This is a genomic window from Sphingobium soli, from assembly GCF_020782245.1.
In the GTDB taxonomy this organism is placed as follows: Bacteria; Pseudomonadota; Alphaproteobacteria; order Sphingomonadales; family Sphingomonadaceae; genus Sphingobium; species Sphingobium soli.
Genome location: NZ_JAJGNP010000002.1, coordinates 90,388 through 115,546, shown reverse-complemented (window position 1 = coordinate 115,546; position 25,159 = coordinate 90,388). Strand labels below are relative to the sequence as shown.

The 25,159-nt window shown below is 64.7% G+C and carries 28 protein-coding genes; 7 read left to right on the top strand and 21 right to left on the bottom strand.

Annotated features, from left to right (window positions below):
* Positions 1–161: 161 nt before the first annotated feature.
* From csgH to LL253_RS03155, 13 genes are all read right to left on the bottom strand, one after another.
* Entirely contained in the window at positions 162–494 is a 333-nt protein-coding gene (csgH, locus tag LL253_RS03215; protein ID WP_228226180.1) for a curli-like amyloid fiber formation chaperone CsgH, read from the bottom strand.
* 26 nt (positions 495–520) lie between these two features.
* Entirely contained in the window at positions 521–1,264 is a 744-nt protein-coding gene (locus tag LL253_RS03210; protein WP_228226179.1) for a hypothetical protein, read from the bottom strand.
* Between the two features lie 18 nt (positions 1,265–1,282).
* Complete coding sequence (locus LL253_RS03205) at positions 1,283–1,939, bottom strand: hypothetical protein (protein ID WP_228226178.1); 657 nt, start codon at positions 1,937–1,939, stop codon at positions 1,283–1,285.
* Between the two features lie 66 nt (positions 1,940–2,005).
* Positions 2,006–3,415: a hypothetical protein gene (locus LL253_RS03200; protein WP_228226177.1), complete on the bottom strand. Its 1,410-nt coding sequence runs from the start codon at positions 3,413–3,415 to the stop codon at positions 2,006–2,008.
* Between the two features lie 72 nt (positions 3,416–3,487).
* A complete protein-coding gene (locus LL253_RS03195; protein ID WP_228226176.1) occupies positions 3,488–5,080 on the bottom strand; it encodes a beta strand repeat-containing protein in 1,593 nt (530 codons plus the stop codon).
* 224 nt (positions 5,081–5,304) lie between these two features.
* Positions 5,305–6,315 carry a CsgG/HfaB family protein gene (locus LL253_RS03190; RefSeq protein WP_009821190.1) on the bottom strand — a complete coding sequence of 337 codons (1,011 nt, stop codon included), beginning with the start codon at positions 6,313–6,315 and terminating at the stop codon, positions 5,305–5,307.
* A 22-nt stretch (positions 6,316–6,337) separates the two neighbouring features.
* A complete protein-coding gene (locus LL253_RS03185) occupies positions 6,338–6,760 on the bottom strand; it encodes a curli assembly protein CsgF (protein WP_228226175.1) in 423 nt (140 codons plus the stop codon).
* A gap of 150 nt (positions 6,761–6,910) precedes the next feature.
* The gene (locus tag LL253_RS03180) at positions 6,911–7,849 is read right to left on the bottom strand and encodes a helix-turn-helix transcriptional regulator (protein WP_228226174.1); all 939 of its coding nucleotides are present in this window, start codon (positions 7,847–7,849) and stop codon (positions 6,911–6,913) included.
* A 314-nt stretch (positions 7,850–8,163) separates the two neighbouring features.
* Positions 8,164–9,198, bottom strand: a complete 1,035-nt coding sequence (queA, locus tag LL253_RS03175) for a tRNA preQ1(34) S-adenosylmethionine ribosyltransferase-isomerase QueA (RefSeq protein ID WP_228226173.1) — start codon at positions 9,196–9,198, stop codon at positions 8,164–8,166.
* 26 nt (positions 9,199–9,224) lie between these two features.
* Entirely contained in the window at positions 9,225–9,971 is a 747-nt protein-coding gene (locus LL253_RS03170) for a peptidylprolyl isomerase (protein WP_228226172.1), read from the bottom strand.
* Positions 9,972–10,088: 117 nt separating this feature from the next.
* On the bottom strand, positions 10,089–10,601 hold the full coding sequence (gene coaD, locus LL253_RS03165) for a pantetheine-phosphate adenylyltransferase (RefSeq protein WP_009821185.1): 513 nt from the start codon (positions 10,599–10,601) through the stop codon (positions 10,089–10,091).
* A 4-nt stretch (positions 10,602–10,605) separates the two neighbouring features.
* Entirely contained in the window at positions 10,606–11,514 is a 909-nt protein-coding gene (locus LL253_RS03160) for a polyprenyl synthetase family protein (protein ID WP_228226171.1), read from the bottom strand.
* Positions 11,515–11,519: 5 nt separating this feature from the next.
* Positions 11,520–11,771: an exodeoxyribonuclease VII small subunit gene (locus tag LL253_RS03155; RefSeq protein WP_009821183.1), complete on the bottom strand. Its 252-nt coding sequence runs from the start codon at positions 11,769–11,771 to the stop codon at positions 11,520–11,522.
* A gap of 179 nt (positions 11,772–11,950) precedes the next feature.
* Between LL253_RS03155 and LL253_RS03150 the strand changes: the two genes are divergently transcribed.
* Complete coding sequence (locus LL253_RS03150; RefSeq protein ID WP_228226170.1) at positions 11,951–12,334, top strand: hypothetical protein; 384 nt, start codon at positions 11,951–11,953, stop codon at positions 12,332–12,334.
* An 82-nt stretch (positions 12,335–12,416) separates the two neighbouring features.
* Here LL253_RS03150 and LL253_RS03145 read toward each other — a convergent pair whose 3' ends face one another.
* Positions 12,417–12,851 carry a DUF805 domain-containing protein gene (locus tag LL253_RS03145; protein WP_228226169.1) on the bottom strand — a complete coding sequence of 145 codons (435 nt, stop codon included), beginning with the start codon at positions 12,849–12,851 and terminating at the stop codon, positions 12,417–12,419.
* Between the two features lie 101 nt (positions 12,852–12,952).
* Here LL253_RS03145 and purL point away from each other — a divergent pair, with 101 nt between their 5' ends.
* Positions 12,953–15,130: a phosphoribosylformylglycinamidine synthase subunit PurL gene (gene purL, locus LL253_RS03140; RefSeq protein WP_228226168.1), complete on the top strand. Its 2,178-nt coding sequence runs from the start codon at positions 12,953–12,955 to the stop codon at positions 15,128–15,130.
* A 121-nt stretch (positions 15,131–15,251) separates the two neighbouring features.
* Here the strand turns inward: purL and LL253_RS03135 are convergent, their stop codons facing one another.
* A complete protein-coding gene (locus LL253_RS03135) occupies positions 15,252–15,788 on the bottom strand; it encodes a GNAT family N-acetyltransferase (RefSeq protein WP_228226167.1) in 537 nt (178 codons plus the stop codon).
* A 37-nt stretch (positions 15,789–15,825) separates the two neighbouring features.
* Positions 15,826–16,602 (bottom strand): methyltransferase domain-containing protein, encoded by a 777-nt coding sequence (locus tag LL253_RS03130; RefSeq protein ID WP_228226166.1) that lies wholly within the window; start codon positions 16,600–16,602, stop codon positions 15,826–15,828.
* A gap of 57 nt (positions 16,603–16,659) precedes the next feature.
* Here LL253_RS03130 and LL253_RS03125 point away from each other — a divergent pair, with 57 nt between their 5' ends.
* The 3 genes from LL253_RS03125 (at position 16,660) to bfr (ending at position 18,738) form a co-directional block, all read left to right on the top strand.
* Positions 16,660–17,880 (top strand): DUF418 domain-containing protein, encoded by a 1,221-nt coding sequence (locus LL253_RS03125; protein ID WP_228226165.1) that lies wholly within the window; start codon positions 16,660–16,662, stop codon positions 17,878–17,880.
* Between the two features lie 60 nt (positions 17,881–17,940).
* On the top strand, positions 17,941–18,111 hold the full coding sequence (locus tag LL253_RS03120) for a (2Fe-2S)-binding protein (protein ID WP_009821176.1): 171 nt from the start codon (positions 17,941–17,943) through the stop codon (positions 18,109–18,111).
* 147 nt (positions 18,112–18,258) lie between these two features.
* Complete coding sequence (gene bfr, locus LL253_RS03115; protein ID WP_009821175.1) at positions 18,259–18,738, top strand: bacterioferritin; 480 nt, start codon at positions 18,259–18,261, stop codon at positions 18,736–18,738.
* A gap of 60 nt (positions 18,739–18,798) precedes the next feature.
* Here the strand turns inward: bfr and LL253_RS03110 are convergent, their stop codons facing one another.
* Positions 18,799–19,206 carry a (deoxy)nucleoside triphosphate pyrophosphohydrolase gene (locus tag LL253_RS03110; protein ID WP_228226164.1) on the bottom strand — a complete coding sequence of 136 codons (408 nt, stop codon included), beginning with the start codon at positions 19,204–19,206 and terminating at the stop codon, positions 18,799–18,801.
* 84 nt (positions 19,207–19,290) lie between these two features.
* On the opposite strand from LL253_RS03110, the gene LL253_RS03105 reads away from it, so the two are divergent.
* Together LL253_RS03105 and LL253_RS03100 are read left to right on the top strand one after the other, a co-directional pair.
* On the top strand, positions 19,291–19,476 hold the full coding sequence (locus tag LL253_RS03105) for a Flp family type IVb pilin (RefSeq protein WP_228220513.1): 186 nt from the start codon (positions 19,291–19,293) through the stop codon (positions 19,474–19,476).
* A 139-nt stretch (positions 19,477–19,615) separates the two neighbouring features.
* Complete coding sequence (locus tag LL253_RS03100) at positions 19,616–19,801, top strand: Flp family type IVb pilin (RefSeq protein WP_228226163.1); 186 nt, start codon at positions 19,616–19,618, stop codon at positions 19,799–19,801.
* Between the two features lie 71 nt (positions 19,802–19,872).
* Here the strand turns inward: LL253_RS03100 and LL253_RS03095 are convergent, their stop codons facing one another.
* From LL253_RS03095 to LL253_RS03080, 4 genes are all read right to left on the bottom strand, one after another.
* Entirely contained in the window at positions 19,873–21,345 is a 1,473-nt protein-coding gene (locus LL253_RS03095; RefSeq protein ID WP_228226162.1) for a M48 family metalloprotease, read from the bottom strand.
* A 76-nt stretch (positions 21,346–21,421) separates the two neighbouring features.
* Positions 21,422–22,366, bottom strand: coding sequence for an acetyl-CoA carboxylase carboxyltransferase subunit alpha (locus tag LL253_RS03090; RefSeq protein WP_009821170.1), 945 nt, complete (start codon positions 22,364–22,366; stop codon positions 21,422–21,424).
* 11 nt (positions 22,367–22,377) lie between these two features.
* Complete coding sequence (locus LL253_RS03085; protein WP_009821169.1) at positions 22,378–23,310, bottom strand: tyrosine recombinase; 933 nt, start codon at positions 23,308–23,310, stop codon at positions 22,378–22,380.
* 1 nt (position 23,311) lies between these two features.
* The gene (locus LL253_RS03080) at positions 23,312–25,156 is read right to left on the bottom strand and encodes a hypothetical protein (RefSeq protein ID WP_228226161.1); all 1,845 of its coding nucleotides are present in this window, start codon (positions 25,154–25,156) and stop codon (positions 23,312–23,314) included.
* Between the last annotated feature and the right edge of the window lie 3 nt (positions 25,157–25,159).

The window sequence follows — 25,159 nt, the reverse complement described above, 5'->3', positions numbered from 1 at the left end:
AACCCGCGACCCCCAAGGGCATCTGTCCGCCGCGACGCCCGCCAACCGCATATGCGCCCGCGCCGCCCTTGTGAAGCAAGTGAGGTTAAAGCCGCCTTAAGATGCCATGACCCGGCCGGCATCCGCGACGAACGGCGCTTGAAACGGTCTTTTCCGGTTGGTCAACGCTCGGGCGTGATTGCCTGCTCATAGGGCGGCTGGCCATCGATGCTGATCCTCAGGCGCGCCGTTCGAAACTGGTTGACCCGCAACGTCACGAATGTCGCGGGCCTGTTCGCGGCCAGGTGAATACGCCCCTTCTGCACGGCATGATTGCCCGACCGGGCGCCTGACACCACGTCCAGTTCATACGAGCCCGAAACCGCGACCGCCGACAGGCCGCGTACCGTCAGCACGTCCGCACCATCCGCCGCCGTCAGCACCGCTTCGACCGGGCGATCGGCCATGTCCTGCGCCTGCATCGGCGTCCCTCCCATCGCAGCCAGCATCATCATCAGGCTTCCTGGCATCGCCGCCCCCGTCATCGCGGCGTCAGGATGTCGACGACCGCGCCGATCGCTGCATTCTGCAATGCCTCGGCCTGCGCGTCCTTTTCCTCATCCACCGGCTTTTGCGCAACACTGGCGGGCGCGTTCTGCAAAGCAGCGGCGGCGGCAATCCGCTGATAGTCGGGATCGTCCGCGTCGGATCGCGTCGCGATCCGGCGATCCGCAGCGACCGGCTCGCCACGAATGCGCCCGTCGACCAGCAATTTCTGCTCGGGCGACAAGGCGGTGGGGGATGGCTTGGCAAATTCGGCCGATCGCGTCTCGATCACCTGCGCGCAGCGCCCCGGCGTCTCCTTGTCTTCCGCGCCCGGATCACACCGGTCCTGCCCATCAACCGCCTCGACCGCCCCGGTTCGACCTTGCGCCGGCGAAGACAACGGCGCGCTGGGCTGGGCGGTCCGCCCGCCGCGATACAATTGCACCACCGGCTCATCATCCTGCACTGGGCCGAGCTGGCGTACGGATTGCACCGAATCCCGGCGGTTCTCCGTCCGCACCGGGTCCGCCAGCCCGCCCGCCCCCTCATCACGCCAGGTCACGATATCGTCGGGCGGCAGCAGCGGTCCCGCCCGCGCATCCTTGTCCCCGATCTGCTCCACCTCTCCGGCCGCCCGCGCGGGTTCGCCGTCGATGACGCTCACCTGCGCCGCCACGCCCGGCGCCGCCAGCAGCAGCGGCGCGATCAGCATCCCGGTTCTTATTCGACAGCCCGTCATCGCCGCCTCTCCATGGCGCTACTTGCCGCCCGCGCCACCGCTCTGATGGATGGCGATGGCGCTGCCGCCTTGTTGCTGAACGCCCAGGTCCGCATTGTAATTGCCCTCCTGCGTCCAGGTCAATTGATTGCCCGCGCCGGTCTGGCTGGCGGTCATCGCATTATTGTCGCCGGTCTGCGCCAGCGTAGCCTGATTGTCGCCGCCATCCTGCGTCAGCGCGACCTGATTGCCATTGCCCGTCTGCGCGATCGTCGCCTGATTGCTGCTCGCGGCCATCGCGCGCTGCTGCACCACGGCGCTGTTGCCATGGCCGATCTGCGCCAGCGCCAGCATATTCTGTCCCGCGCCCTGCTGCGTCACCCGCGCAGCATTGTCGTCGCCCCGCTGTGTCACGGCTGCGGCGGCCGCTTCGCCGCGCTGCTCGACATGGGCGATATTACGTGCGCCATCCTGCGCGATCCGGGCCGCCGCGCGCGGCGCGCTCTGCACGGCCGTGACGCGATTATAGGAGCCCACCTGCTCGATATAGACGCTGCGGCCATTCGATGCCGGCACCTCCAGCATATAGGGCAGGCTGGGGGCAGGGATGCCGGGTTGCGCTTCGCTGGCCTGCGCGGCCATCGCGCCTGCCAAAGCCAGCGCCAGCAGCGCCGCCATGCCGAATTTGCCCATCATCGCCTCCTTCACACAAAAAGATACCCGCCGGCCCGCCCGTCTGGGGCGGGCTGGCGGGCCGTGCGCTTACATCGCGCCGGTCGAACCCTGGACGACCGTGGCGCTGTGGCCATTGCCGCTCTGGTTGACGAAGCTGTTGTTGAGGTCGCTCGTCTGGGTGACGGTCGCGCTGCTGCCGCTGCCCGACTGGATCACCGACGAATAATTGTCGGCGCCATCCTGCGTCACTTCAGCCAGATGATCCGATCCCGACTGGTCGATGAACGACTCGTTCGACACGCCGCCCTGCGTCAGCTCGGCCCGCTGGTCCTGGCCGCGCTGGGTGATGGTCGACATGCCATCGTCGCCATTCTGCGCCACCGACGCATATTGGTCCGATCCATTGAGCGCGGTGCCCTGGTCGATCGAGGACGTGTTGCCATCGCCCACCTGATCGACATAGGCGGCCTGGCTCCAGCCATATTGCGTCACGGTCGAGCTGTTGTCGTTCCCGCTCTGGTCGACATCGGCCAGATGCGATCCCAGCACGCCCTGCGTGACCGTCGAACCATTGTCATTGCCGCTCTGATCGACCAGCGCGTCGGACAGCGCGCCCGCCTGGCTGATGACCGATCCGTTGCCATTGCCGCTCTGGTCGACATCGGCGTAATGCGCCGCGCCCAGCGACCCGCCCTGGGTGATCTGCGAATCATTGTCGTCGCCGGTCTGGCGCACCGCCGCATCCTGCAAGCCGCCCGACTGGCTGATCTGCGAGCTGTTGCGGTCGCCGCTCTGGAACACGCCGCGCACGGTCGCATCGTCGCCCGCGTCATTGGCGATGCCGCCCTGCGTGATCTGCGAATCATTATCCTCGCCGGTCTGCTCGACATTGGCGGTGTTGAGGCCAAGGCCGTTCTGCAAGATCGACGATTCGTTCAGCGACCCTTCCTGCGTCACGATCGCGACATTGGCGCCGGAACTCTGGATAATACCCGACTGGTTGGTGTCGCCGCTCTGGCTGACATTGGCGTCATTGCTGTTGCCCGCCTGAGCGATGGTCGATGTCAGGTCCGTGCCCTGCTGATCGACGGTCGCGTCGTCATTGTCGCCGGTCTGCAAAATGTCGGAGCTGTTGCCATCGCCATTCTGCGTCACTTGCGCGTCAGCATTGTCATTATACTGACGGACGCGCGACCAGGCGTCGCCGGTCTGGTCGACGGTGGCGCTGTTATCATCGTCGCTGGCATTGCTGCCGCCGCCGGTGCCATTGTCCTGCAGGACGATGGATTCAGCGCCATTGCCCGACTGGGTCACGGTCGCCGCATTATTGTCGCCACCCTGTGTGACGGTGGAGGCCGCGTTGGACCCGGACTGGGTGACGGTGGCCGTCGCGTCGGTGCCGGTCTGCGTCACGGTGGAGCCGTTACTCTGCGCCAGGGCCGGAACCGCGGCCAGGAAGGCAAGCGCCGACGCGCTCGCAAGAAGGATGCGCTGCATGATCTTATCCCTTTAGTCTGTGCGAAAGGCGGGACCAGCGCCGCGATTCTGCAGCGCTGATCCCCTTTCCAATCACATGCCCTGCGTGACAGTGGCCGTGTTGTTCATGCCGGTCTGGTTGACGACCGAATTGTTCATGTCGCTGCTCTGCGTGACGGTGGCGGAGTGACCCGAACCGGCCTGCGAGACCCAGGACTCGTTGCCGTTACCGCTCTGGTCGACCATGGCCTCGTTCAGCGCGCCGTCCTGCATCACCGTCGAGATGTTGTCGTTACCACCCTGGTCGACGCTGGCGAAGTTACCCGAGCTTGCACCCGCAACCAGCGTATTGGTCTGCGAAATCGTGCTCTGGTTGTTGTCGCCGCCCTGGCTGCTGCTCGCTTCCATCAGACGCGCGCTGATGGTGGCGCTGCCGCCGAATTGGTCGATTGTGCTGCTGTTGTTGCTGCCATCCTGCGAGATGGAAGCGGTGGCAACGCGCGGATCGGGACCGCCCGGAGGGTTGGGCGCATTGCCGACGCTCTGATCGATCGACGCATAGTTGTCGTCGCCGATCTGGTCGATCATGGCATCGGACAGCTGGCCCGCCTGGGTCACATAGGCTTCGTTGCTGTTGCCCTCCTGATTGACGCCGACCATGCCGGTATTGTCACCGGCCGAATTGTCAAAGCCCGACTGGACCACATCCGACAGGTTGTTGTCGCCTGACTGATTGACATTCAGGTCGCCCGACGAGCCGCTTTGGGTCGCATAGGACTGGTTATTGTCGCCGCCCTGCGTGATCAACGCCTGCTGGCCATTGGTCTGGAACGGATTGCCGTCATTGCGTCCCTGGTTCAGCACCGACAGGTTGCCCGAGCCGGACTGATCGACGGTCGCGATCGACCCGTTCGACGTCTGATTGACGGTCGAATCATTGCTGTCGCCGCTCTGCGTGACGGTTGCCGTGCCACCGGCGTCGTCAAGCTGAGACACTTCCGACGTGTTGAGATTGCCGCTCTGCGTCACATCGGCAATGCTGTCGGCGCCTTGCTGATTTACCGACGAATAGTTGACATAGCCGCTCTGAGTAACGGTGGCGTCATTGCCGCCGGTGCCGCCCTGCGTGACATAGGACGTATTTTCATAAGTGGTGCCGGCCGAACCGCCTTCAGGCGCGCCGTCGACGCCCTGGCTCACATTGGCGATATTGTTGTCCGACGTCTGGTAGAGGCTGGAAAACTGGCCATCATCCGCCTGCGAAACCGCAGCGACGTTGCTGCTGCCCGACTGGACGACCGTCGAATCGTTGGTCGTGCCCAGGAAGGACGAGGTCTGCGTCTGCGTGACGGTCGCATCATTGTCGCTGCCGGTCTGCTGGACTTCGGACGTCTGGGTGGGCGCAACGCCGGTGCCATCGTCATCCTGCGTCACCGAAGCGGTGTTGCCCGCGCCGGTCTGAAGGACGTTCGAATAGCTGCCGGTCCCGCCAGCCTGCGACACGGTGGCGTCGTTATCCGCGTTTTCCTGCGTCACGAACGACACGTCGTTGGCGCCGCTCTGCGTCACCGATGCGGTCTGGCTGTCACCCGACTGGGTCACGGTCGAATCGTTGCTTTGCGCGAAAGCCGGGGCTGCTGCCAGCAGCGCCAGGGCCGAAACCGAAGTATAGATGGTCCGTTTCATGGTTGTCATTCCTTTTGAAAAGGGCGATAACCATGCTGTCCCGAAGTAAGCTTACTTCAGGGCCGCATGATTGGTGGCACATTCATTCACTCATGCTCGCCCGTCGGAGCTTCCACCTCCGGCGGGCGACTGTTCGCCTGGTTCTTGTCATGGTCCGGGGAACACCAGGCGGTCCTCCGAACCTTTTGAAACGCTGACTGCCTGATGGCGGTCAATCGTTTCGTTTAACGACCCACGCCCGGCCCTCCCTGCTTGGCTTTGCTGGAGGATTTGGGCATTTCCGTCATTGGCACCGCGCGTGGCTTCATCTTCATGGGCGCAGCCTTGCGCGCGGTATCCATTGCCGCTTCCACCTGCTTGGGCGTGAAGACGCCATCGCGCTCCTGACGGTAGCGCCACAGCATCGGCCAGCCCGCCTGGGTGTCCGCGAAATTCCACAGGTTCAGGTCAATGCCCTCCATCACGAGGCCATAGACCGCCTTCTCAATCGCCTGTTGCAGGGCGATATGATCCGGCTCGTTCGTCGTCATGCCGACTTCCGCCTCCAGCAGCTCCTTGAAGCCGACAAAGCGGAAGGCCGACGCGCCCAGCGACTGGGACGCAATCGTCTTGGACGCAGTGACGGTGGTCAGCACCTCGCCGGTGCGCACCGAAATGGCGCGCAAATAGACCGTCACCGTATCCTGCCGATATTGCGTGCTGGCGCCGATCCCCAGGAAGGATGCGCCCGCGCCGCCCGTCACCGTATTGGTGTCGAAACTGATGATCCCGCCTTCCAGCAGCACGCCGGCGAACAGCATCGCCGGCAGCGCCTGCGGGTTGACGTTATTTTCACCCAGATAGCGTTCGCGCATTTCGCGGATGATCTGCCGTTCGTTCAGCAGGTTGCGCAGCTGCTCGCGCTCGACGATCGTGAACCATTTGCGGTTGCCCGCATCCTGCAACGCCCGCACCAGGATGGACGCCGCGCCCTGCGTCACCGCGCGCGACAGCGTCTGCGTGCCGCCTTCCCCGACGCGATACTGGCCGGTCTGGTCGGAGAAATTATAGACGGCGATCGCCACCGGCCGCTGCGGCGGCGGCAAGTCCATCAACTGCCGCTGGGCCTGCGTATAGCGGGGATAGACCGCCATCGGGTTCATCGAGGGGATATCGTCCCGCCCCGTCGTCGCCAGCGAATTGCATCCGCCCAGCAGCAGCGCCGCGCCCGAAGCCAGGAAAATCTGCCGTATCATGCAAAGAGCCCCCGCCCCTTCTTCAGTTCACATCGACGAAGGTCGGCACCACGATCGTCGTGGTTTCGCCTGTCGCCTCGGTGAAGATGTTGATCGTCACCTCTTCCAGCCCGCGCACGAAATCGATCGTCTGCCCGCCAAAGCTGATGGTGCCGCTTTCCTGCGGGTTTTCGCCAAAGATCGCATCGACCAGTTGCGAAGACAGGGCCGACAACAGCCGGGACTGCAACTGGCGAGCGAAAATATCCGCCTGTGACGAGGATGACGCCGCCTTTGGATCGCGATAGTCATTCTGCGCGTTGGCCGTGCCCAGTATATGGGCCGAATTGAACGGATTACCCCCGAAGGTTGGGCTGATGGGCGAATGAACCAGATCCTGTGCGAAAGACGCACCGGGATACCCCAGGCACAATAGTGCCAGTGTCGAGACTACTAACCTTTGCACGCCCCACTCCCACGAAAGGCTATGAAGTAACTCGACCCTGTTATTAAGGCTTCGTTAAGCCTCTGCGGCGCGAGTCGCATCTCCCATTTGGTATATCCCTCTCGAAATGTGGTTGGCTGTTTCAGCTTGGGGCAGTTTGTTCCCAGATATTTAACTTTGCTCGGTTTTGCGGGGCGGGCAGATGATCGGGATGGACAGAATGCGCCGGACGATGTCGATCTGCCGCGTGCAATCCATCTTGGCGGCGATCGACTTCACCTGATTACGGACCGTCCCGATGCTGGTGACGCGAAGCTCGGCAATAGCTTCCAGATCCAGGCCCTTCGCCAGCGCGACAGCAATCTCCGCCTCCGCCCGGCCCAAGCCATATAATTCGCGCAGCATGTCGCCGGCGACCGTCACGCGCTGGTCAGGATCGCCCACCAGCGCAACCAGCGCCTCGTTGCGTCCCAGCAGACATCGCGTCAGCACCATCACATAGGCCGACCCACCCTGCCGCTCGATGCGCGTCATGCCGACGGATTGCTCATCCGCCGACGCCATACGCGCGAAGAGATGGCTGATGCGCGCGACATTATCGGGCCGACTGGCCGACAATTTGCCGCCTCCGATCTGCAAGTCGCCGCCTTCCGCCAGCATGTCCTCCCCATAGCGATTGGCGAAGACCAGATGGGCGTCGATATCAAATATGAACATGCCCACGCACGTCATGTCGAGTATGCCCAGCAATGCCTCATGGCCTTGGCAGATCGCCTCAAGGCCCTCCAGGACCGGTGCCCAGTCTTCATGACCCGGTGCCATGCACCCCCCAGTGTCCTCAGCCCCGCCATCCTCGATCGGCATCGCCAGGGGCAAGGCCATCGGATCGGGTGGCACGCGACCGAAGAAAAGCCGGTTGATGCCGCGCGGTTCGCTTACATATTTGCTGTCGACCGAAGTCCTGTCGGCGGCGGTGTCCCCACGCCGAGCCGAAAATTGATGCTCCAGCAAATCTGCCAGATCGCCAATACCAAAATGCGCCTTGTTCGCAGACGCCGCGCGCGCAGACGCGTCCGCCAAAAGGCGCCCGACCCTCGACATGTCAGGCACGCCCACTTCTCCCCTATATCCGGATCAAGACTTGTCTGCCACCTGCGCCCGCAGCGGAAAGTCTTGACGAGAACCGACCCCACCGGCCCCTCTACTGTCGAAATCTTCTACATCGCCAAGACGAATCGTCAATTGTTCCTTTCGACAGCACGATTTTACTGATCGGGAACCATTGTCGCTCATCCTTTTGCGGCCACGGCCATATTGCCGGCCGCACCTGCATCTATCAGGAAGCCGCGCCGGTGCGTGATCCCAGCAGGCGGTGTCGGATCCCTGTCAGCAGCAGGGATGGCAAAAAACGGAAACGGCTTTCCCTATTTCTCGGGCAGCAGCAGGCTCGAATCGCCATAGCTGTAGAAACGATAGCCCTGCGCGATCGCATGGGCGTAGATCGCCTGCATCCGCTCGCGGCCCATCAGCGCGCTGACCAGCATGAACAAGGTCGATTTGGGCAGGTGGAAATTGGTCATCAGCCCATCGACGGCCCGGAACCGGTAGCCCGGCGTGATGAAGATGCGCGTTTCGTCGGCGAAGGGGCGGATCACCCCATCTTCGCCCGCCGCGCTTTCCAGCAGCCGCAGCGACGTGGTGCCCACCGCGATCAGCCGCCCACCCGCCGCGCGCGCGGCGTTCAGCCGATCGGCCGCCGCCGCGTCGATCCTTCCCCATTCGGCGTGCATGCGATGATCGTCGGTATCCTGCGCCTTGACCGGCAGGAACGTGCCCGCCCCGACATGCAGCGTCAGCGTCTGAGTCAGCACGCCGGCCGCCGCGATCGCGTCCATCAGCTCTGGCGTGAAGTGCAAAGCCGCGGTGGGCGCCGCCACCGCCCCATCCTCGCGCGCGAACATCGTCTGATAATCGCTGCGATCCTGCTCGTCGGTCGGTCGCTTGCTGGCGATATAAGGCGGCAACGGCATGGTCCCTGCGCGCTCGAGCAGGATTTCGACGGGCTCCTCGCCTTCGAATTCCAGCGTCACGCCGCCATCCTCGTCGCGCGCGCCGGCGATCGCCGTGACGCCAGCGCCAAATTCGATCCGGTCGCCTTCCCGCACCCGCTTGGCGTTGCGCAAAAAGGCTTGCCATTGCCGCAGCCCGGTTCGCTTGTGCAACGTCGCGCCGATCCGCGCCTCGCCCCGGCGCCCTTCCAGCTGCGCCGGGATCACGCGCGTGTCGTTGAACACCAGCATGTCGCCCGCCCGCAACAGCGACGGCAGGTCGCGCACGGCGCGATCCTCAATGCCGCTCGGTCCCGCCGCCGCCAGCAATCGCGCCGAATCGCGCGGCGACGCGGGCCGCAGAGCGATATTCTCCGGCGGCAAATCGAAATCGAACAGGTCTACGCGCATGGGAACGCCTCAGGCGAAGGCGTCGCTTATTGCGCCGGCGGCGTCAGCGCGCCGGACGGCAGCGCGTCGGGTGCGGCTGGCGCTGCTGGCGCAACCGGCGCCGTCACCGGCGGCTTGCCGTCGCTCTCGATCGACGCCTGCAGGATCACTGTCGGGTTGGCGGGCGGTTCGCCCTGCGCGATCGCATCGACATATTGCATGCCTTCGATCACCCGGCCGAAGACGGTATATTTCTTGTCCAGCTGCATGCGCGGCAACAGCACGATGAAGAACTGGCTGTTGGCGCTGTCCTCACTCTGCGCGCGCGCCATCGACACGGTGCCACGCAGATGCGGCATCGGATTGAACTCGGCCTTCAGGTCGGGCAATGGCGATCCGCCGGTGCCATCGCCCTTGGGGTCGCCGCCCTGCGCCATGAAGCCGGGGATGACGCGATGGAATTTCAGGCCATTGTAAAAGCCCTCCCGCGTCAGCGTCTTGATCCGTTCGACATGGTTGGGCGCGATATCGGGGCGCAGCTGGACGCGCACCCGCCCGCCGCTCGACAGGTCCAGGTCCCACACATTCTGCGGGTCCACCGGCACGGTCGCGGGCGGCAATTGCGGCGTGTCCGACCCTTCCAGCGACTTGGCATTTTCCTGCGCGCGCGCAGCGGTTTCGGCCTTCTTGAAATCCTCGCCCTGGCCCCCGCCGCCGCCTTGGGCAAAGGCCACGCCGGACGCGGTCAGTGCGACGGTGATCGCCACGGTCTTGAGCGCGCAAGTGAAACGCATGAGGCAGAACTTCCTTGATCGTGTGAGCCGAAACGGGGCTGTCATTCCCCGCCCTGATAGCGCGCTGATCGCGATTGGCAACTGAACCCAGGCTGAAACGACGCCGGGATGGCCGCGTCAGCCCGCGCCCTTGCGGCCATTGCGCGCCACGCGCGCCTCCACTTCGTCGCGGACGCAAGGGCTGACGAATTTATGGATCGGTCCGCCATAAAGCGCGATTTCCTTGACCAGCCGCGATGCGATCGGCTGCAGGGACACGTCCGCCATCAGGAAGACGGTTTCGACCCTGCTATTGATCTGCTGGTTCATCCCCGCCATCTGATATTCATATTCGAAGTCCGCGACTGCGCGCAGCCCGCGGATAATGACGCTGGCGCCCTGCGATTCGGCGAAATCCATCAGCAACGAATTGAACCCCACCACGCGGATGTCGCTGTCGATGTCGGCGCATTCGCGGCGCACCATCTCCAACCGTTCCTCGTCGGAAAACATCGGCGACTTGGCGATATTGGTGGTGACGCCGATGACCAGCGTATCCACCAGCGTCGCGCCGCGCCGGATGATGTCCATATGCCCCAGCGTGATGGGATCGAACGTGCCGGGATAGACGCCGATGCGCTGCTTGCTCATGATATTAGCGGTCCCTCTCCACGATATAATCGGCGATCGCGCGCAACAGGTCGGCCTCCGCCCCATGGTTGCGCAAATGGTCCTTCGCCTGATCGACCAGCATATGCGCCCGTTCGCGCGCGGCCTCGACGCCCAGCAAAGACACGAATGTTTCCTTGCCCGCCGCCGCATCCTTGCCCAGCGCCTTGCCCGCCAGCGCCACGTCGCCCTCCACGTCCAGCAGATCGTCGGCAATCTGGAAGGCCAGGCCGATGTCGCGGGCATAGCCGTGCAGACCCGTGCGCGCCTCCTGCGGCAGCCGCGCCATGATCGCCGCGGCCTCGACGCAAAAACAGATCAGCGCCCCGGTCTTGAGATTCTGCAACCGCGTGACCGTCGCCAGGTCGAACCTTGTGCGTTCGGCTTCCAGGTCCATCATCTGTCCGCCGGCCATGCCCGCCGGCCCGCTGCATGTTGCCAGCGCCTTCACCAGTTCGATGCGCACGAACGGATCGGGATGCGTTTCCGCGTCCGCCAGCACCTCGAACGCCAGGTCATGCAGGCAATCGCCCGCCAGGATCGCCGTTGCCTCGTCGAACGCCTTGTGCACCGTGGGCTTGCCCCGGCGCATATCATCGTCGTCCATCGCCGGCAGATCGTCGTGAATCAGCGAATAGACATGGATGCATTCGATGGCGAGCCCGACGCGCAGCGCCGATTCGCGCGAAATGTGGAACAGATCGCATGCCGCCTGCACCAGCAGCGGGCGCAATCGCTTGCCCCCGCCGATCGCCGCATGACGCATCGCGTCATACAGCCGCGCGCGCGCATCGTCGGGCACGGCCAGCAACCGGTCGAAGCCCATATCTATGTGCGCCGCAACATCGCGCGCCCGCGCCAGCATGTCCGTGACCGCGCCCCCGCTTTCGGTCATCAATCTCAGTCCGCGCCGAACGGCTGGGCGCCGGTGACGGCGCCATTGGCGTCAACCGTCAGCTTGGCGATGCGCGCTTCGGCCGCCTGCAATCGGTCGGCGCAGCGCTTGCGCAATTCCTCGCCCTTGGCATAGAGCGCGATCGATTCGTCCAGCGGAACGTCCCCGCTTTCCAGCCGGCGCACGATCTGCTCCAGCGCGCGCAGGGCATCCTCGAAGGACAAAGACGACGGATCGGGGGACATTTCCTCAGCCATGGCCCTGCATTGGCCGCGCCCAACGCCCCGGTCAAGTGCGCAAGGGCCTGCGGGCCGCACAGCACCGCTTTCGACATCCTTGTCATCACCGCGTCATGACGTCATTTCAGGGGAGATGGCGGTTATCCCGTGCTTTTGCGTTGACGTGGCATGTTGCACATGCACATAAAAGGATCGCTATGAAACTCTCTCTCCCCATGATCGCCCTGGCCGGCGTCGCCCTGCTGTCGGCCTGCAACAAGAATGACGAACCCGAAGTCGTGGGCGGCCCCGCCGACCCGATGGCTGACCAGCTCGCCAACGCCGCGCCCGTCGAACTGCCGCCTTCGGTCAAGGCGACCAAGCAGTATCGGTGCAAGGACAACAGCCTTTATTTCGTCGACTTCATGACCGACGACAAGACCGCCAATTTCCGCACGAAGAAGGGCGGCGAACCGACCCAGCTGAAAGCGGCCGAAGCGGGCCAGGCTTTCACCGCCGAGGGCGGCTATGAAGTGTCGGGTCAGGGCGACGAAGTGCAGATTGCCGTTCCCGGCAAGAAGGCGCAGAGCTGCCACGTCTGATCGCCTGACGATTCAGTTTCGAAAAATTCAGGGCCGGTCCTCGCAGGAGGCCGGCCTTTTCCTTGTCTGGCTTCGCCTAGCCCTATGTGGCGCCTTCGCCCACTTCGACCGGGTCGTCGCCAAAGCGGTTCGGCCCGCGCGTGCCGCCGATGATGAAGAAGATCAGCAGCAACAGGCCGCCCAGCAGCGGCAGCAATCCCAGCAGCAGCCACCAACCGCTGCGATCGGTGTCATGCAGCCGCCGCACCATCACCGCCAGATGGGGAATGAGGATGCCCAGCGCGAACAGGCCGGTCAGCGGCCCGCCATGGGTGCGATAGATCGCACTTGCGCCCCATGGCCCGGTGCGCACCCATTGTTCCGTCACAGCAAGACCCAATGCCGTCTCCAGGATCGACAGCGCGACAAGTGCCAACACCACCAACAGCACGAACATCCAATATTCGCGTGGCCGCGCCCGCCCGTTGAACCGCGCATAGCGACGCAGCGGTAATATCATCCAGTCCAATATGGTCATGGGCGCTCCTCTTTGCGGCCTCCGCCGCGACCCTAGCATGAAATGCAACCGGCGCAGCCTTCCCATTGTGAATCCGCGACGCCCTCGCTAAAGGCGCGGGCATGTCCAGCACCGCCACCCAGATCACCCCGGAAGTCGTCGCCGAACATGGCCTCAGCCCGGAAGAATATGACCGCGTGTTAAAGGCTATCGGCCGCGAGCCGAACCTGACCGAACTCGGCATCTTCTCGGTGATGTGGTCGGAACATTGCAGCTATAAAAGCTCCAAGATCCACCTGATGAAGCTGCCGACCAAGGGGCCGCAGGTGATTTGCGGACCGGGCGAAAATGCCGGCGTCGTCGATATCGGCGATGGCCAGGCCGCCATCTTCAAGATGGAAAGCCATAATCACCCCAGCTACATCGAACCCTATCAGGGCGCGGCGACGGGCGTGGGCGGCATCTTGCGCGACGTCTTCACCATGGGCGCGCGCCCGGTCGCCAATATGAACGCGCTGCGCTTCGGCCGGCCCGACCACCCGAAGATGAAGCATCTCATCGCCGGCGTCGTCCACGGCATTGGCGGCTATGGCAATTGCGTGGGCGTGCCGACCGTGGGCGGCGAGGTGAATTTTCACGCCGCCTATGACGGCAATATCCTGGTCAACGCCATGACGGTGGGCGTCGCCGACACCGACAAGATCTTCTATTCGGCCGCCAGCGGCGTCGGCAATCCAATCGTCTATGTCGGGTCCAAGACCGGCCGCGACGGCATCCATGGCGCGACCATGGCCTCGGCCGATTTCGGCGAGGACAGCGAGGAAAAGCGCCCCACCGTCCAGGTCGGCGACCCCTTCACCGAAAAGCTGCTGATCGAGGCTTGCCTTGAACTCATGGCATCCGACGCGATCGTCGCCATTCAGGATATGGGTGCGGCCGGCCTTACCTCCTCCTCGGTCGAAATGGCGTCCAAGGGCGGCGTCGGCCTCCACCTCAAGATGGACGATGTGCCGCAGCGCGAAACCGGCATGACCACCTATGAAATGATGCTGTCGGAAAGCCAGGAGCGGATGCTCATGGTCTTGAAGCCCGGCCGCGAAGCCTTTGCCGAAGCGATCTTCAAAAAGTGGGAACTCGACTTCGCCGTCATCGGCCATGTCACCGACACTGGCCGCATGGTGCTGGAGCATAAGGGGGAGGTCGTTTGCGACATCCCGCTCGCCCCGCTGGCCGATGACGCGCCGCTCTATGATCGCCCGTCCATGCCGAAGGACGACTATAAGGCATGGGCGAAGGTCGAACCGCTCGGCGACCTGCCGACAAGCGCCGACCTCGGCGCGGACCTCGTCACGCTGATGGGCAGCCCCGACATCGCCAGCCGCCGCTGGATCTGGGAACAATATGACCATATGGTCGGCGCCGACACGGTGCAGCGCCCCGGCGGCGACGCGGCCGTCGTGCGCGTCCATGGCACGCAAAAGGGCATCGCGATCAGCACCGACTGCACGCCGCGCTATTGCTATGCCGACCCCTATGAAGGCGGCAAGCAGGCGATAGCAGAATGCTATCGCAACCTCTCCGCCGTCGGCGCCACCCCGCTCGCCGTCACCAACTGCCTCAATTTCGCCAATCCGCAACGCCCCGAAATCATGGCACAGCTGACCGGCTGTCTGGAGGGGATGGGCGACGCCTGCCGCGCGCTCGACTTCCCGATCGTCTCAGGCAATGTCAGCCTCTATAATGAATCGAAGGCGACGGGTGGCGGCTCCGCCATCCTGCCTACGCCTGCCATCGGCGGCATCGGCCTGCTCGCTGATGTGGACGTCATGGCGACCGTTGCGTTCAAAAATGAAGGCGACGCGATCTGGCTGATCGGCGGCGAAGGCACGCATCTGGGCCAGTCCATCTGGCTGCGTGAAGTCGCTGGCCGGGAAGCCGGGGACGCGCCTGTCGTCGATCTCGCCGCCGAACGCGCCAATGCCGACGCCGTGCGCGGCCTCGTCGCTGCCGGCACGATCAACGCCGTCCACGACATTTCCGATGGTGGCCTGCTCGTCACGCTCGCCGAAATGGCGCTCGCCGGCAACACGGGCGCGGCGCTCGACATCACCCTCACCACCGCCTCGGCCTTCGGCGAGGACCAGGCCCGCTACGTCGTCACCGCGCCTGCCGGGACCGACATCCCCGGCGCGACGCGGATCGGCACGGTCGGCGGTGACACTGTCGCAGACGTCGCCCTCGACATGCTCCGCAAGGCCCATGAAGGCTTCTTCCCCGCCCTCATGAACAACGAACTTTAACCATCATCACTGCCGTGACAAATAACGCACCCTGACCCGATCCGTCGTCCCCGCGCAGGCGGGGACCCAAGCCCGCGCCAGGCGCCTTTCCCGCGAAATCGCGCGACGCGACCGCCGCCAACTACCCCCGCCGATAGATGAACTCCGCATCTGTCCAGTCGCCGACCTTGAAGCCATAGTCGCCGACCTTCTCAAAGCCGCGCTTGGCATAGACCGCCTGCGCTTGGCTATTACCGGACCACACGCCCAGCCATTGCGGGCCGGGAAAGGTCTGCGCCAGCCAATTGAGCGCCGCATCCATCAGCGCCCGGCCAACGCCCCGCCCTTGCGCTGCCTTCAGCGCATAAAGCTGATATAATTCCCCCTGCGCCGCCGACGCCTGCGGATGCGGCAATTTGCACGGTCCAGCATGGGCATAGGCGACCAGCCGCCCGTCCCCCTCTACCGCCACCCAGCTCGCATGATCGGGCGCGGCCAGTTCCGCCGCCACCGTCGCTTCGCCATAGCTTTCGACCTCGAACCGCGCCAGGTCGGCGGGCGGATAGGGAATGGCGAACCCATCGAGAAACGTCTCGCGAAACGCGGCGAGCTTGAGCGCGGACAGGGCGGCGGCATCGGCCGGCCCAGCGCGCCTGATCGTCAGATTATCATGCACCATGGCCCGTGGATGGCATCCCCCGCGTCGCCGCGCAACCTCAGCGCCCATCACCCGCGCGCGTGATCCGCCCGAACAGGATCTGATAGGCATCCGCGCCACCCGCCGCCTCGAACGCCGCCATCACGCTGCGCAATTGCGTAGGCGTCAGCGGCCTGCGCCCCGCCCCCGGAACCACAGCGCCAATGCCCTTCAAATGCGTGATCAACCCACGCGCACCGCCACTGTCCAGCGCCACCGTCTCGTCAAAGGCGAAACTGTCGTCATACGCCGCCAGCATCGCCCGAACCGCCGCCAGCGAGGGATAATCCGGCACGCCGGCCTCCAGCCCGCACGCAGCATGCGCCGCGCGCCATTGGCCAAAACTCCTCTCCCCCATGGTCGAGAAAATGAGGCTGCCGCCCGGCGTCAGCAGATTCACCAGCTTTCGGATCGCGCCGGACAAATCATCGAACCACTGAAAGGCGAGACTCGACAGGATAAGGTCGAACCATGCGCCTTCGAACGGCGGCGACTCCCCGTCCATCGCCAGGAATGTGCCGCCGACCAGCCCCTGCGCCGCCGCCCGGTCCAGCATTGCAGGCGACAAGTCGGTCACGACCAGCTGCGCGCCCGGCCAGCGCGCCTGAATGTCGCGCGTCAGCAACCCGGTGCCGCAGCCAATCTCCAATATGCGCGCAGCATCGCTCGGCCCCTGCCGCTGCGCCAGGTCCGCGACCAGCCGCGCGGCGAAGCGCTGCGGCCCGGCATGATCGTCATAATGCGCCGCCGCCGCGCCGAATGCGTCGCTTATCCGTTGCTTGCGGCCCTCGTTCATGGCTAGGCCCCTTGGCAGAGCCGTTCGCCGCTGGCCAGCATCTTCAAGGATTTTCCCATGCCCCCCTCCTCCCGCATTCCCGCCATGGACGTTCTGCGCGGCTGCGCGGTCATGGGCATATTGTGGATGAACATCACCGCCTTCGCCCAGCCGCAAAGCGCCTATATCAATCCGGCCGCCGCTGGGCCGCTCACGACAGGCGACATCGCTTTCTGGGCGATCAGCCTCATCCTGGTCGATGGCAAGATGCGCGGCCTGTTCGCGATGCTGTTCGGCGCGTCGATGCTGCTGCTGATCGACCGGGAGGAAATGGCGGGGCGCGATGGCACCCGCACCCAGATGGTCCGCGCTGGCTGGCTGTTCGCCATCGGCGCGGCGCATTATCTGCTGCTCTGGTGGGGCGACATATTGACGCTCTATGCGCTGGTCGGACTGGCCGCGCTGCGCTTTGCCCATCGCGATCCGATGCAGCTGGTCAAGGCGGCCTTCCTGTTCTTCCTGCTGCATTTCCTGCTGGTCGCCGGCTATGTCGCGTCCTTCTACGCCTGGAGCCACGCCAGTGGCGGGGCACAGGGTTTCGCATCCTTCGCGGCCAGCCTGTCCGATCCCGCCAGTCCCGCCATCCAGCGTGAAATCGCCCTCTATCGCAGCGACTTCCTCTCCATCCTGCTGCACAAGATCGTCGATCTGCCGCGCAACTGGTTTCTGGGCTTCACGCTCAGCGCGCTCGAATCGCTCGGCTTCATGCTGCTCGGCATGGCGATGCTCAAAAGCGGCTTTCTGACCGGGCGGTGGGATGCGGAGCAATATCGCCGCACCGCCCGCCATTGCTTCCTGATTGGTGTGCCGCCGATGGGCGCGCTGGCGATCTGGGTCTGGGCCAGCGGCTTTGCGGCTCTCCCCGCGCTGGGCACCGCACTTGCCTGGTCCTTCCCCTTCCGCGTGCCACTAAGCGTGGGCTGGGCCGCGCTCATCCTCTGGCTCTTCAACCGCAATCCGGGCCACCCGCTGGCGTCGCGCCTTGGCGCTGCGGGCCGCCTCGCGCTCAGCAACTATCTGGGCACCAGCCTTGTCATGACCGCCATCTTCTACGGCTGGGGTCTTGGCAATTTCGCGCATGTCCCGCTCGGCGCACTGCCGCTGTTCGTCGCTGTGGGCTGGGCGGCCATGCTGCTCTGGTCACAGCCCTATGCCGATCGATTCGCGACTGGCCCGGCCGAATGGGTCTGGCGCAGCCTCGTCCGGGCAAAGCCGCAAAAGATTCGCAAGAGCAGCTGATTACTATTGCGACCTATTATCATATCGACTATCTCTGCAAGGGACAGGAGAGCGTCGCATATGGTCGTCTGCGTTTGTAATGCCATTCGGGAAAAGGACGTGCGGGAAGCCGCGCGCAACGGTGCGGATACGCCCTGCAGCGCCTATGCCCATTATGGTCGCCGCCCCAAATGCGGCCAGTGCGTGTCCTTCGCGCGCACGATTATCGCGGCCGAACGCGCCTCCGCCTGACAAGATTGCAAATCATGCGCAGCCCCTGCGCGCGACCCCGAAGCAATAGCAGAGCTATAAATGGCTGATTTCAAGGGTTTTCGCGCTTAACAGCCGCCGCCCTCGTCGCTATACTCCGCCCGTTCCCGCAATCCGGAGTATAACGCCATGAAGGGCGACCCAAAGGTCATCGATTATCTGAACGAGGTCCTCAAGAACGAGTTGACCGCGATCAACCAATATTTCCTCCATTATCGCATGCTCGACCATTGGGGCGTCAAGAAGCTCGCCAAGTTCGAATATGAAGAATCCATCGACGAGATGAAGCATGCCGACAAGCTGGCGGAACGCATCCTGTTCCTCGACGGCCTGCCCAATTTCCAGCTGCTCGGCCGCCTCAAGATCGGCGAAACGGTAGAGGAAATCCTCAAGTCCGACCTTGAACTCGAATATGAAGCGCTACCGGTCCTGCGTGACGCGATCGCCTATTGCGAATCGATCCGCGACTTCGTCAGCCGCGACCTGTTCGACTATATCCTCAAGAGCGAGGAAGAGCATGTCGACACGCTGGAAACCCAGTTCGAAATGATCGAGCGGATGGGCATCCAGAATTATATCCAGCTGCAAAGCCAGCCCGCGCAGGACTGACGACACGCAGTGGCGCATGGACAAGGGGGCGTTCCTGATGAAGGAGCGCCCCCTTGTTCGTTATAGCAGCGCGTCGAGCAGTCCGATCAGCGGCAAATCAGCGGGCGGCATGTCAAGCGCATACATTTGCGCGGGCCGCTTCCAAGCCAGCGCGGTTGCATGGCGCGCTTCCGGCACCCCGCGCCATTTGCGGCAGACATAAAGCAGCAGCAGCAAATGCCTATCGCCCAGCGCGTCGCTGGCGAAACTCGCCGGTGCCAGGCAGCTTTCCTGCGTGGCAATGCCCAGTTCCTCTTCCAGCTCGCGCACCAGCGCCGCTTCGGGCGTTTCCCCCGCCTCAACCTTGCCGCCGGGAAATTCCCACAGCCCCGCCATCGGCTTTCCCGGCGGGCGCTGCTGCAACAACACCCGCCCCTCGGCGTCCACCAAAGCGACCGCGACCACCAGCAGGGGAGAAAAAGACGTCATTTCAGAAGGCACCGAGGGCTATTTGTTAACCCTCCCCGCTTTACACATCTGCCCGGGACTGTCTGTAGCGAACTGGGGAAGCGCATGCGCGGGCTTATCGACATCATCGCCCGACAGGGGCTCATCAAATGCGAACGCGGGGCAACGGCGGTCGAATACGGCCTCATCCTCGCGATGATCGTGCTCGCCATGATCGTAGCGCTGTCGAACGTCGCCAGCCGGACGATCCATATGTGGGACGATGTCGAAAACAAGGTTACTGATGCTTAACCATAAGTTTTTTACAGTCGGTTCGACCATTAAGCAAATTTCAACCGAACGCCGGTAAATCCATTTTCGCTGACCACGAACAAGTCGAACGGGGGCGGCGGGGTAGTTTTAGTGCGTATGTCCATCAAGGAGACATGAAATGCAGTTCGTCCGTAAGATGCTGAAGAATGAAAAGGGTGCCACCGCGATCGAATACGGCCTGATCGCCGCGCTTATCGCTGTCGCCGCCATCGGCGCCATGACCAGCCTGGGTGGCAATCTCACCAACACCTTCACGAAAGTGAGCGACAACATGGCAACGCCTGCGGCGTCGGGCGACCAATAATAGGTCAAATATAAAAAAAAGGGCGGCGGACACCAAGTCCGCCGCCCTTTTTTTTGCGTTACCGTTATCCGTCAGATGACGATCTTGACCTTCTGCCCCGGCCGCAGCGTCGCATTGGCGTCCAGCGCATTGATCGTCAGGAACCGCTCCAGCTGCAAGTCGCTATAGGCCATGCGCCGGCTCAAGGACTGAACCGTGTCGCCCGCCTTCACCGTCACCACGTCGATCCGGCGCGGCTTGATCGCCGCCGCGTCCTTGGCCGACAGCCGCTGCACTGACTGCACCATAGAGGTGAAGGGGCCGATGCCCCGCCCTGCCGGTGTCAGCAGCAGGAAATGATAGGCTTTGCCGCCGCCAAAGTCATAGGCGAACACCGTCGCATCGACCTGGTTCGACTGACTGGTTGCCCGCACCGTGCGCCATGCGGCCGGAATACCGTTGATCGTCGTGCGGCTCACCGCCCCGCCCGGCACCCCCTTGCCGTCACCCAGGGCCGAAAACACGCTGTCGATATAGGCGTTCAGATCGCCGCGATAGGCGGCCGTCCCGAACTGCGCCTGCCCGCCCGATCCGGTGATCGACACCGCATCGCTGCCATTTTCCATTCCGAACCCGCTGGGCGCGGCAAAGCTCAGCCGCAAGTCGGGGTGTCGGAACCGGCTGCCGTCGATCACGCCCTGCTTGGGGTCGTCGCCATAGAGCACGCCATCCAGCGCCGCCAGAAACACGTCGCGATTGCGCGTCGTGCTGGTCGATCGCGTTGCCTGCGCCTCGCGTGCGGCCCTGTCGACGCGCGACGCGGGGTCGGGGTGCGTACTCGCCCATTCGGGCATCGACCGCGCGCTGCCGGCAACCCGCGCGTCGAGATTGCTTTGCGCCGCCAGCGACGCCAGCATGTCCGACAGGGCGCGCGGATCATATCCGCCCGACGCCAGATAGCGGATGCCCAGGTCATCTGCCTCATATTCCTGGCTGCGCGAAAATTTGAGCGTCAGCAGCTGGCTGCCCGTGCCGATGCCGCGCTGGATCAGTCCGGCAAAGCCCGAATCGCCCAGCAACGCGCCGGTCAGCACCTGCAACAATGCGCCGCCAATCGCGTTGCGCTGCGCCGTCTTCTGCCGCCGCTGGCCATGCTGCGCGGCGACGTGGCCCACTTCATGGCCCAGCACGCCTGCCAGTTCGGCCTCGTCATTCATCAGCGCCATCAACTGGCGCGTCACATAAACATAGCCGCCGGGAATCGCGAAGGCGTTATTTACCGGGGAATTGAGCAAGGTGACGGTAAAGTCGCCCTGCGCATTGGACAGGCCCGATTGGACCGCAATCCGCCGCCCCACCGTCTCGACATAGCGCGCCTGCGGCCCGGCATAGGGGCCGCCAAATTCCTTCAACAATTCAGGATGTTGCTTGGCCCCCGACGCCTTGTCCTGCTGGCTGATCGAAGACACGGTGCGGATCGCCCGCTGCTGCCCGATCACCGCCGGTGCGCTCATCGCAATCGCCAGCGTAGCGCCGGTGCCGCCCAGCGCCATCTTCCAGTTCATAAACCTCACCCTTTGCCGTTACCCTGACGTAACAAGCAACCCCGGCGGGACGTTCCGTGACAATATCGTCAGGCGATCAGGCGCCGATCGCCAGAAACTTGTCGGCCCGGTCGGTGCGCAACGCATCGGCGTCCATCGAACCCAATGACTCCAGTTCGGCCTCGATCGCCGCGCCCAGATTGGCGATCGCTTCCACCGGTTCGCGATGTGCGCCGCCTACTGGCTCGGCAACGATCCGGTCAATCACGCCCAACCCTTTGAGATGCTGCGCCGTCACCTGCATCGCGGTCGCCGCATCGCTCGCCTTGTCCGCCGTGCGCCAAAGGATCGACGCGCAGCCTTCGGGCGAAATCACCGAATAGACGGCATGCTCGAACATCAGCACACGGTTCGCGGCAGCGAGCGCAATCGCGCCGCCCGACCCGCCTTCGCCCACCACCGCGGCCACCATCGGCACGCCCAGCTTCAGGCACGCCTCGGTCGACCGTGCGATCGCTTCGGCCTGGCCGCGCTCCTCCGCCTGCACGCCCGGAAAGGCGCCCGACGTGTCGACCAGCGTCACCACCGGCAGGCCGAACCGGTCGGCCAGTTCCATCAGGCGGATCGCCTTGCGGTATCCTTCGGGCTTGGCCATGCCGAAATTATGGCGCACGCGGCTTGCCGTATCATCGCCCTTTTCATGGCCGATCACCATGACCTTGCGCTCGCCCAGCGTCGCGAACCCGCCCAATATCGCCTGATCGTCGGCAAAGGCGCGGTCGCCGGCCAGCGGCATGAAATTGTCGAACAGGCCGGCGACATAATCCTTGAAGTGCGGGCGGTCGGGGTGACGCGCCACCTGCGTCTTCTGCCACGGTGTCAGCTTGGCATAGGTGTCGGCCAGCAGCTTGGCCGCGCGCTGCTCCAGCGTCGCGATCTCGCCGTCGATATTGATGTCGCCCACGCTCGCGGTGGCGCGCAGATCCACGATGCGCGCTTCCAGCTCCGCGATCGGCTTTTCGAATTCCAGAAAGCTTACCATGGGCGATGGCGTTAAGGCGATGGCGGCGCGTCGTCAACGCGGCGTTGCGGCTGGCGCACCGCCATGGTCGCCAGCGGGTGGCGCTGGTTCACCAGTTCGACCAGCCGTCGGCTGTCGACATGGGTATAGATTTGCGTTGTCCCAATATCGGCATGGCCCAGCATCGCCTGTAGCGCGCGCAGGTCCGCGCCCCCTTCCAGCAAATGCGTCGCAAAAGCATGACGCAGAACATGTGGGCTGACCCTCTCCGGCGCGATCCCCGCCGCCCCGGCCAGCGCCTTCACCAGCTGGTACAGCCGAATGCGGCTTAAATGGCTTTTGCCCGACGGGAACAGCCAGGCGCTGTCCCCCGGCACATGGACCAGCCAGGCGGATACCGCCGCCCGCGCCCGATCCGAAATCGGCACCAGCCGCTCGCGCGCGCCCTTGCCTTTCAGGATCAGGAACGGGCGATCCGCCGCCAGCGCGCGGCGCGGCAGCGACACCAGTTCGGTCGCGCGCAAGCCCGATCCATAGAGCAGCTCGATCAGCGCGGACAGCCGCAGGTCCAGCGGTGCGGGATGCGCCACCTCCAGCCGCTCGGCAATCAGCGCGAACAGCCGATCGACCTCGGTAGTGGACAATATCTTGGGCAGCGGCCGCCGCGTCACCGGGCGCGGCAGCGCGACCGATGGATTGTCGGCGCGCAGCCCTTCTTCCTCCAGAAAACCGTAGAAAGCCCGAAGCGCCGATGCCTTGCGCGCTACCGAGGACCCCGCCAGGCTCGCCCAATGGGTCGCCAGCGTCCCCAGCCCCTCCTTGCTCGCGCCCGCCAGTCCGCCCAGCAGGCCGCCTGCGCCGGTCAGGTCGGTGCGATAGGCCAGCAACGTGTTGCGCGACGCCCCGCGTTCCGCCGCCATCATCTCCAGGAAGCGGTCGATCAGGGCGGCATCCTCCTGCCCCATATCAGCTACGGGTCAGCGCCTCTGCCGCGATCATCCGCGCTTCGGGGTCCAGCCCCACCTGATGCAGCGCCGCCACCACATGATAAAGATGCGTCGCGGGCAATCCGCTCCAGTCCTGGCCTTGCATGCCCACGGCCGCCAGCAACGCCACCGTCGCCTTTTCGCCACGCTGCGCCGCCGCGCCGATCGCACGCGCCCAGCGGCTGCCCGCCGCCAGCGACAGGCCATTATCTTGCGCCAGCGATCCCGCCTCCTGCGGCGACAAGCGCGACAGCCCGGCCAGCGCCGCGATCAGCGCCCGGCCTTTGTCCGCGCCCATGACGTCGATATAGGACGACACCCGGCTGCTACCGATGTCCACGACCGGGCTCGGCGCACCCACTGCCAGTAAGGCCCAGACCTGGCTGGCGCCATCGCCGTCCAGCTGGCCGATCGCACGCGCCCAGCGCGCGGCATTGCGATCATAGCCGGCGGTCAGCATCGACCCGACCAGATTGGCGGCATCCTGCCCGTCCGCCTGCGCCACAGGCAACGCGGCCGCCGCCCGCGCCGTCGCGATCAGCCCGACATAATCGGGCCGCGCCCCATCGCCCCACCATGTCCGCATCGCGCCGATACGGTCGCGCACCGTGTTGCCCGCAAAGGCGGTGCGCAGCGCATCGATCCGATCCGCAACCTCGCCGGAGCTGTCGCCTTCGCTGTCCAGTTGGCTATAAAAGCCCACCAGCGCCGCGCTCGAAAACACGCCAAGCCGCGCTGCAATATCTGCGCCCGGCCGGCGGCGCATCGGACTGAGCGCGGGCGCGCGCGCTTCCCACGCTCGCACATGCGGCCCGACCGTCGCATAAAGATCGTCCGGTATCTCGACATTGAGCGCGGTCGCCAGGCCAAAACGCCAGGCGGTCAGCCGATCGACTCCGTCCCATTCGATATTGACCGACCGCCGCGCGTTGAACCCGGTGCCGACGACTTTTTCCGCCAGCCGATAATCGATGCCACGCACCACGCCGCGCCGCTGCGCCTGATTGAGCGCGCCGCTCGCGCTGCCCTGGTCGCCCGACAGCGCCGGGCAGATCGCCCGCGTCATGTCCCATCCCGGCGCCTTGCTGGTGCGCAACGCCCCGGCCGACAGGGGGCACAGGCCAGCCGGATCGGCGGCCGCCAGATAGGTTTCCATCGCCACGGCATAAAGGCGCGGCGTGAACTGGTCGGCGTCGACGCTCTGCACCATCAGCCGCGCGCTATCGGCCTCGCCCATCCGCAGCAACAGCCAGGCCCGCTCCGCCGCCCAGTCTGCGCCATTGATCCCGCGCGGCGTATCGGTCGCGCTCAGCAGCGCGCGCCGCAGCAGGATGGAGGCCCAGCGCGACACGATCGGCGCATGGGTGCTGCGCATCAGCGCGGCGAGATATTGGCCCTGTTCATTGCCAAAGGCGTCCGGCTCGAACCCCCGCGTCTGCGGCGTCAGCGGGCCAATGCGGTCCAGCGACCGGCGCGCGCTGTCGGGCAGGTCATATTTGGCCTTTTCCGCCGCGATTTCCTCGGGCGTCAGCTCGTCTTCGGCCGCATTACCGGCATTGTCGCCCAGCGCCGCGCTCAAGGCGGGATCGAGCGGCTGCACCATCGGCACGGGCGGAGGAGCCACTGGCGTCGTCGGCGTTGGCGCAGGCGTGCCGCTCGGCGCTGGCGGAGCAGGCCGCGACGGACGTGGCGCGGGCGTCTCGGGCGCATCGCCAAATCCCGGCGGCAGCAGCGATTCGGGCGCCTGCTGCGCGACCACGGGCAAGGTCAGGGCGAGCGCGAAGCTGCCCAGCGCCCATTTGGCGTTCCCCCGCGGCCAGCGCATCGG

Bases quoted from the DNA above. Each gene is read 5' to 3' on its own strand.
- csgH (WP_228226180.1), bottom strand. From the start codon at position 494: ATGATGATGCTGGCTGCGATGGGAGGGACGCCGATGCAGGCGCAGGAC.
- LL253_RS03210 (WP_228226179.1), bottom strand. From the start codon at position 1,264: ATGACGGGCTGTCGAATAAGAACCGGGATGCTGATCGCGCCGCTGCTG.
- LL253_RS03205 (WP_228226178.1), bottom strand. From the start codon at position 1,939: ATGATGGGCAAATTCGGCATGGCGGCGCTGCTGGCGCTGGCTTTGGCA.
- LL253_RS03200 (WP_228226177.1), bottom strand. From the start codon at position 3,415: ATGCAGCGCATCCTTCTTGCGAGCGCGTCGGCGCTTGCCTTCCTGGCC.
- LL253_RS03195 (WP_228226176.1), bottom strand. From the start codon at position 5,080: ATGAAACGGACCATCTATACTTCGGTTTCGGCCCTGGCGCTGCTGGCA.
- LL253_RS03190 (WP_009821190.1), bottom strand. From the start codon at position 6,315: ATGATACGGCAGATTTTCCTGGCTTCGGGCGCGGCGCTGCTGCTGGGC.
- queA (WP_228226173.1), bottom strand. From the start codon at position 9,198: ATGCGCGTAGACCTGTTCGATTTCGATTTGCCGCCGGAGAATATCGCT.
- LL253_RS03170 (WP_228226172.1), bottom strand. From the start codon at position 9,971: ATGCGTTTCACTTGCGCGCTCAAGACCGTGGCGATCACCGTCGCACTG.
- coaD (WP_009821185.1), bottom strand. From the start codon at position 10,601: ATGAGCAAGCAGCGCATCGGCGTCTATCCCGGCACGTTCGATCCCATC.
- LL253_RS03160 (WP_228226171.1), bottom strand. From the start codon at position 11,514: ATGACCGAAAGCGGGGGCGCGGTCACGGACATGCTGGCGCGGGCGCGC.
- LL253_RS03155 (WP_009821183.1), bottom strand. From the start codon at position 11,771: ATGGCTGAGGAAATGTCCCCCGATCCGTCGTCTTTGTCCTTCGAGGAT.
- LL253_RS03150 (WP_228226170.1), top strand. From the start codon at position 11,951: ATGAAACTCTCTCTCCCCATGATCGCCCTGGCCGGCGTCGCCCTGCTG.
- LL253_RS03145 (WP_228226169.1), bottom strand. From the start codon at position 12,851: ATGACCATATTGGACTGGATGATATTACCGCTGCGTCGCTATGCGCGG.
- purL (WP_228226168.1), top strand. From the start codon at position 12,953: ATGTCCAGCACCGCCACCCAGATCACCCCGGAAGTCGTCGCCGAACAT.
- LL253_RS03135 (WP_228226167.1), bottom strand. From the start codon at position 15,788: ATGGTGCATGATAATCTGACGATCAGGCGCGCTGGGCCGGCCGATGCC.
- LL253_RS03130 (WP_228226166.1), bottom strand. From the start codon at position 16,602: ATGAACGAGGGCCGCAAGCAACGGATAAGCGACGCATTCGGCGCGGCG.
- LL253_RS03125 (WP_228226165.1), top strand. From the start codon at position 16,660: ATGCCCCCCTCCTCCCGCATTCCCGCCATGGACGTTCTGCGCGGCTGC.
- LL253_RS03120 (WP_009821176.1), top strand. From the start codon at position 17,941: ATGGTCGTCTGCGTTTGTAATGCCATTCGGGAAAAGGACGTGCGGGAA.
- bfr (WP_009821175.1), top strand. From the start codon at position 18,259: ATGAAGGGCGACCCAAAGGTCATCGATTATCTGAACGAGGTCCTCAAG.
- LL253_RS03110 (WP_228226164.1), bottom strand. From the start codon at position 19,206: ATGACGTCTTTTTCTCCCCTGCTGGTGGTCGCGGTCGCTTTGGTGGAC.
- LL253_RS03105 (WP_228220513.1), top strand. From the start codon at position 19,291: ATGCGCGGGCTTATCGACATCATCGCCCGACAGGGGCTCATCAAATGC.
- LL253_RS03100 (WP_228226163.1), top strand. From the start codon at position 19,616: ATGCAGTTCGTCCGTAAGATGCTGAAGAATGAAAAGGGTGCCACCGCG.
- LL253_RS03095 (WP_228226162.1), bottom strand. From the start codon at position 21,345: ATGAACTGGAAGATGGCGCTGGGCGGCACCGGCGCTACGCTGGCGATT.
- LL253_RS03090 (WP_009821170.1), bottom strand. From the start codon at position 22,366: ATGGTAAGCTTTCTGGAATTCGAAAAGCCGATCGCGGAGCTGGAAGCG.
- LL253_RS03085 (WP_009821169.1), bottom strand. From the start codon at position 23,310: ATGGGGCAGGAGGATGCCGCCCTGATCGACCGCTTCCTGGAGATGATG.
- LL253_RS03080 (WP_228226161.1), bottom strand. From the start codon at position 25,156: ATGCGCTGGCCGCGGGGGAACGCCAAATGGGCGCTGGGCAGCTTCGCG.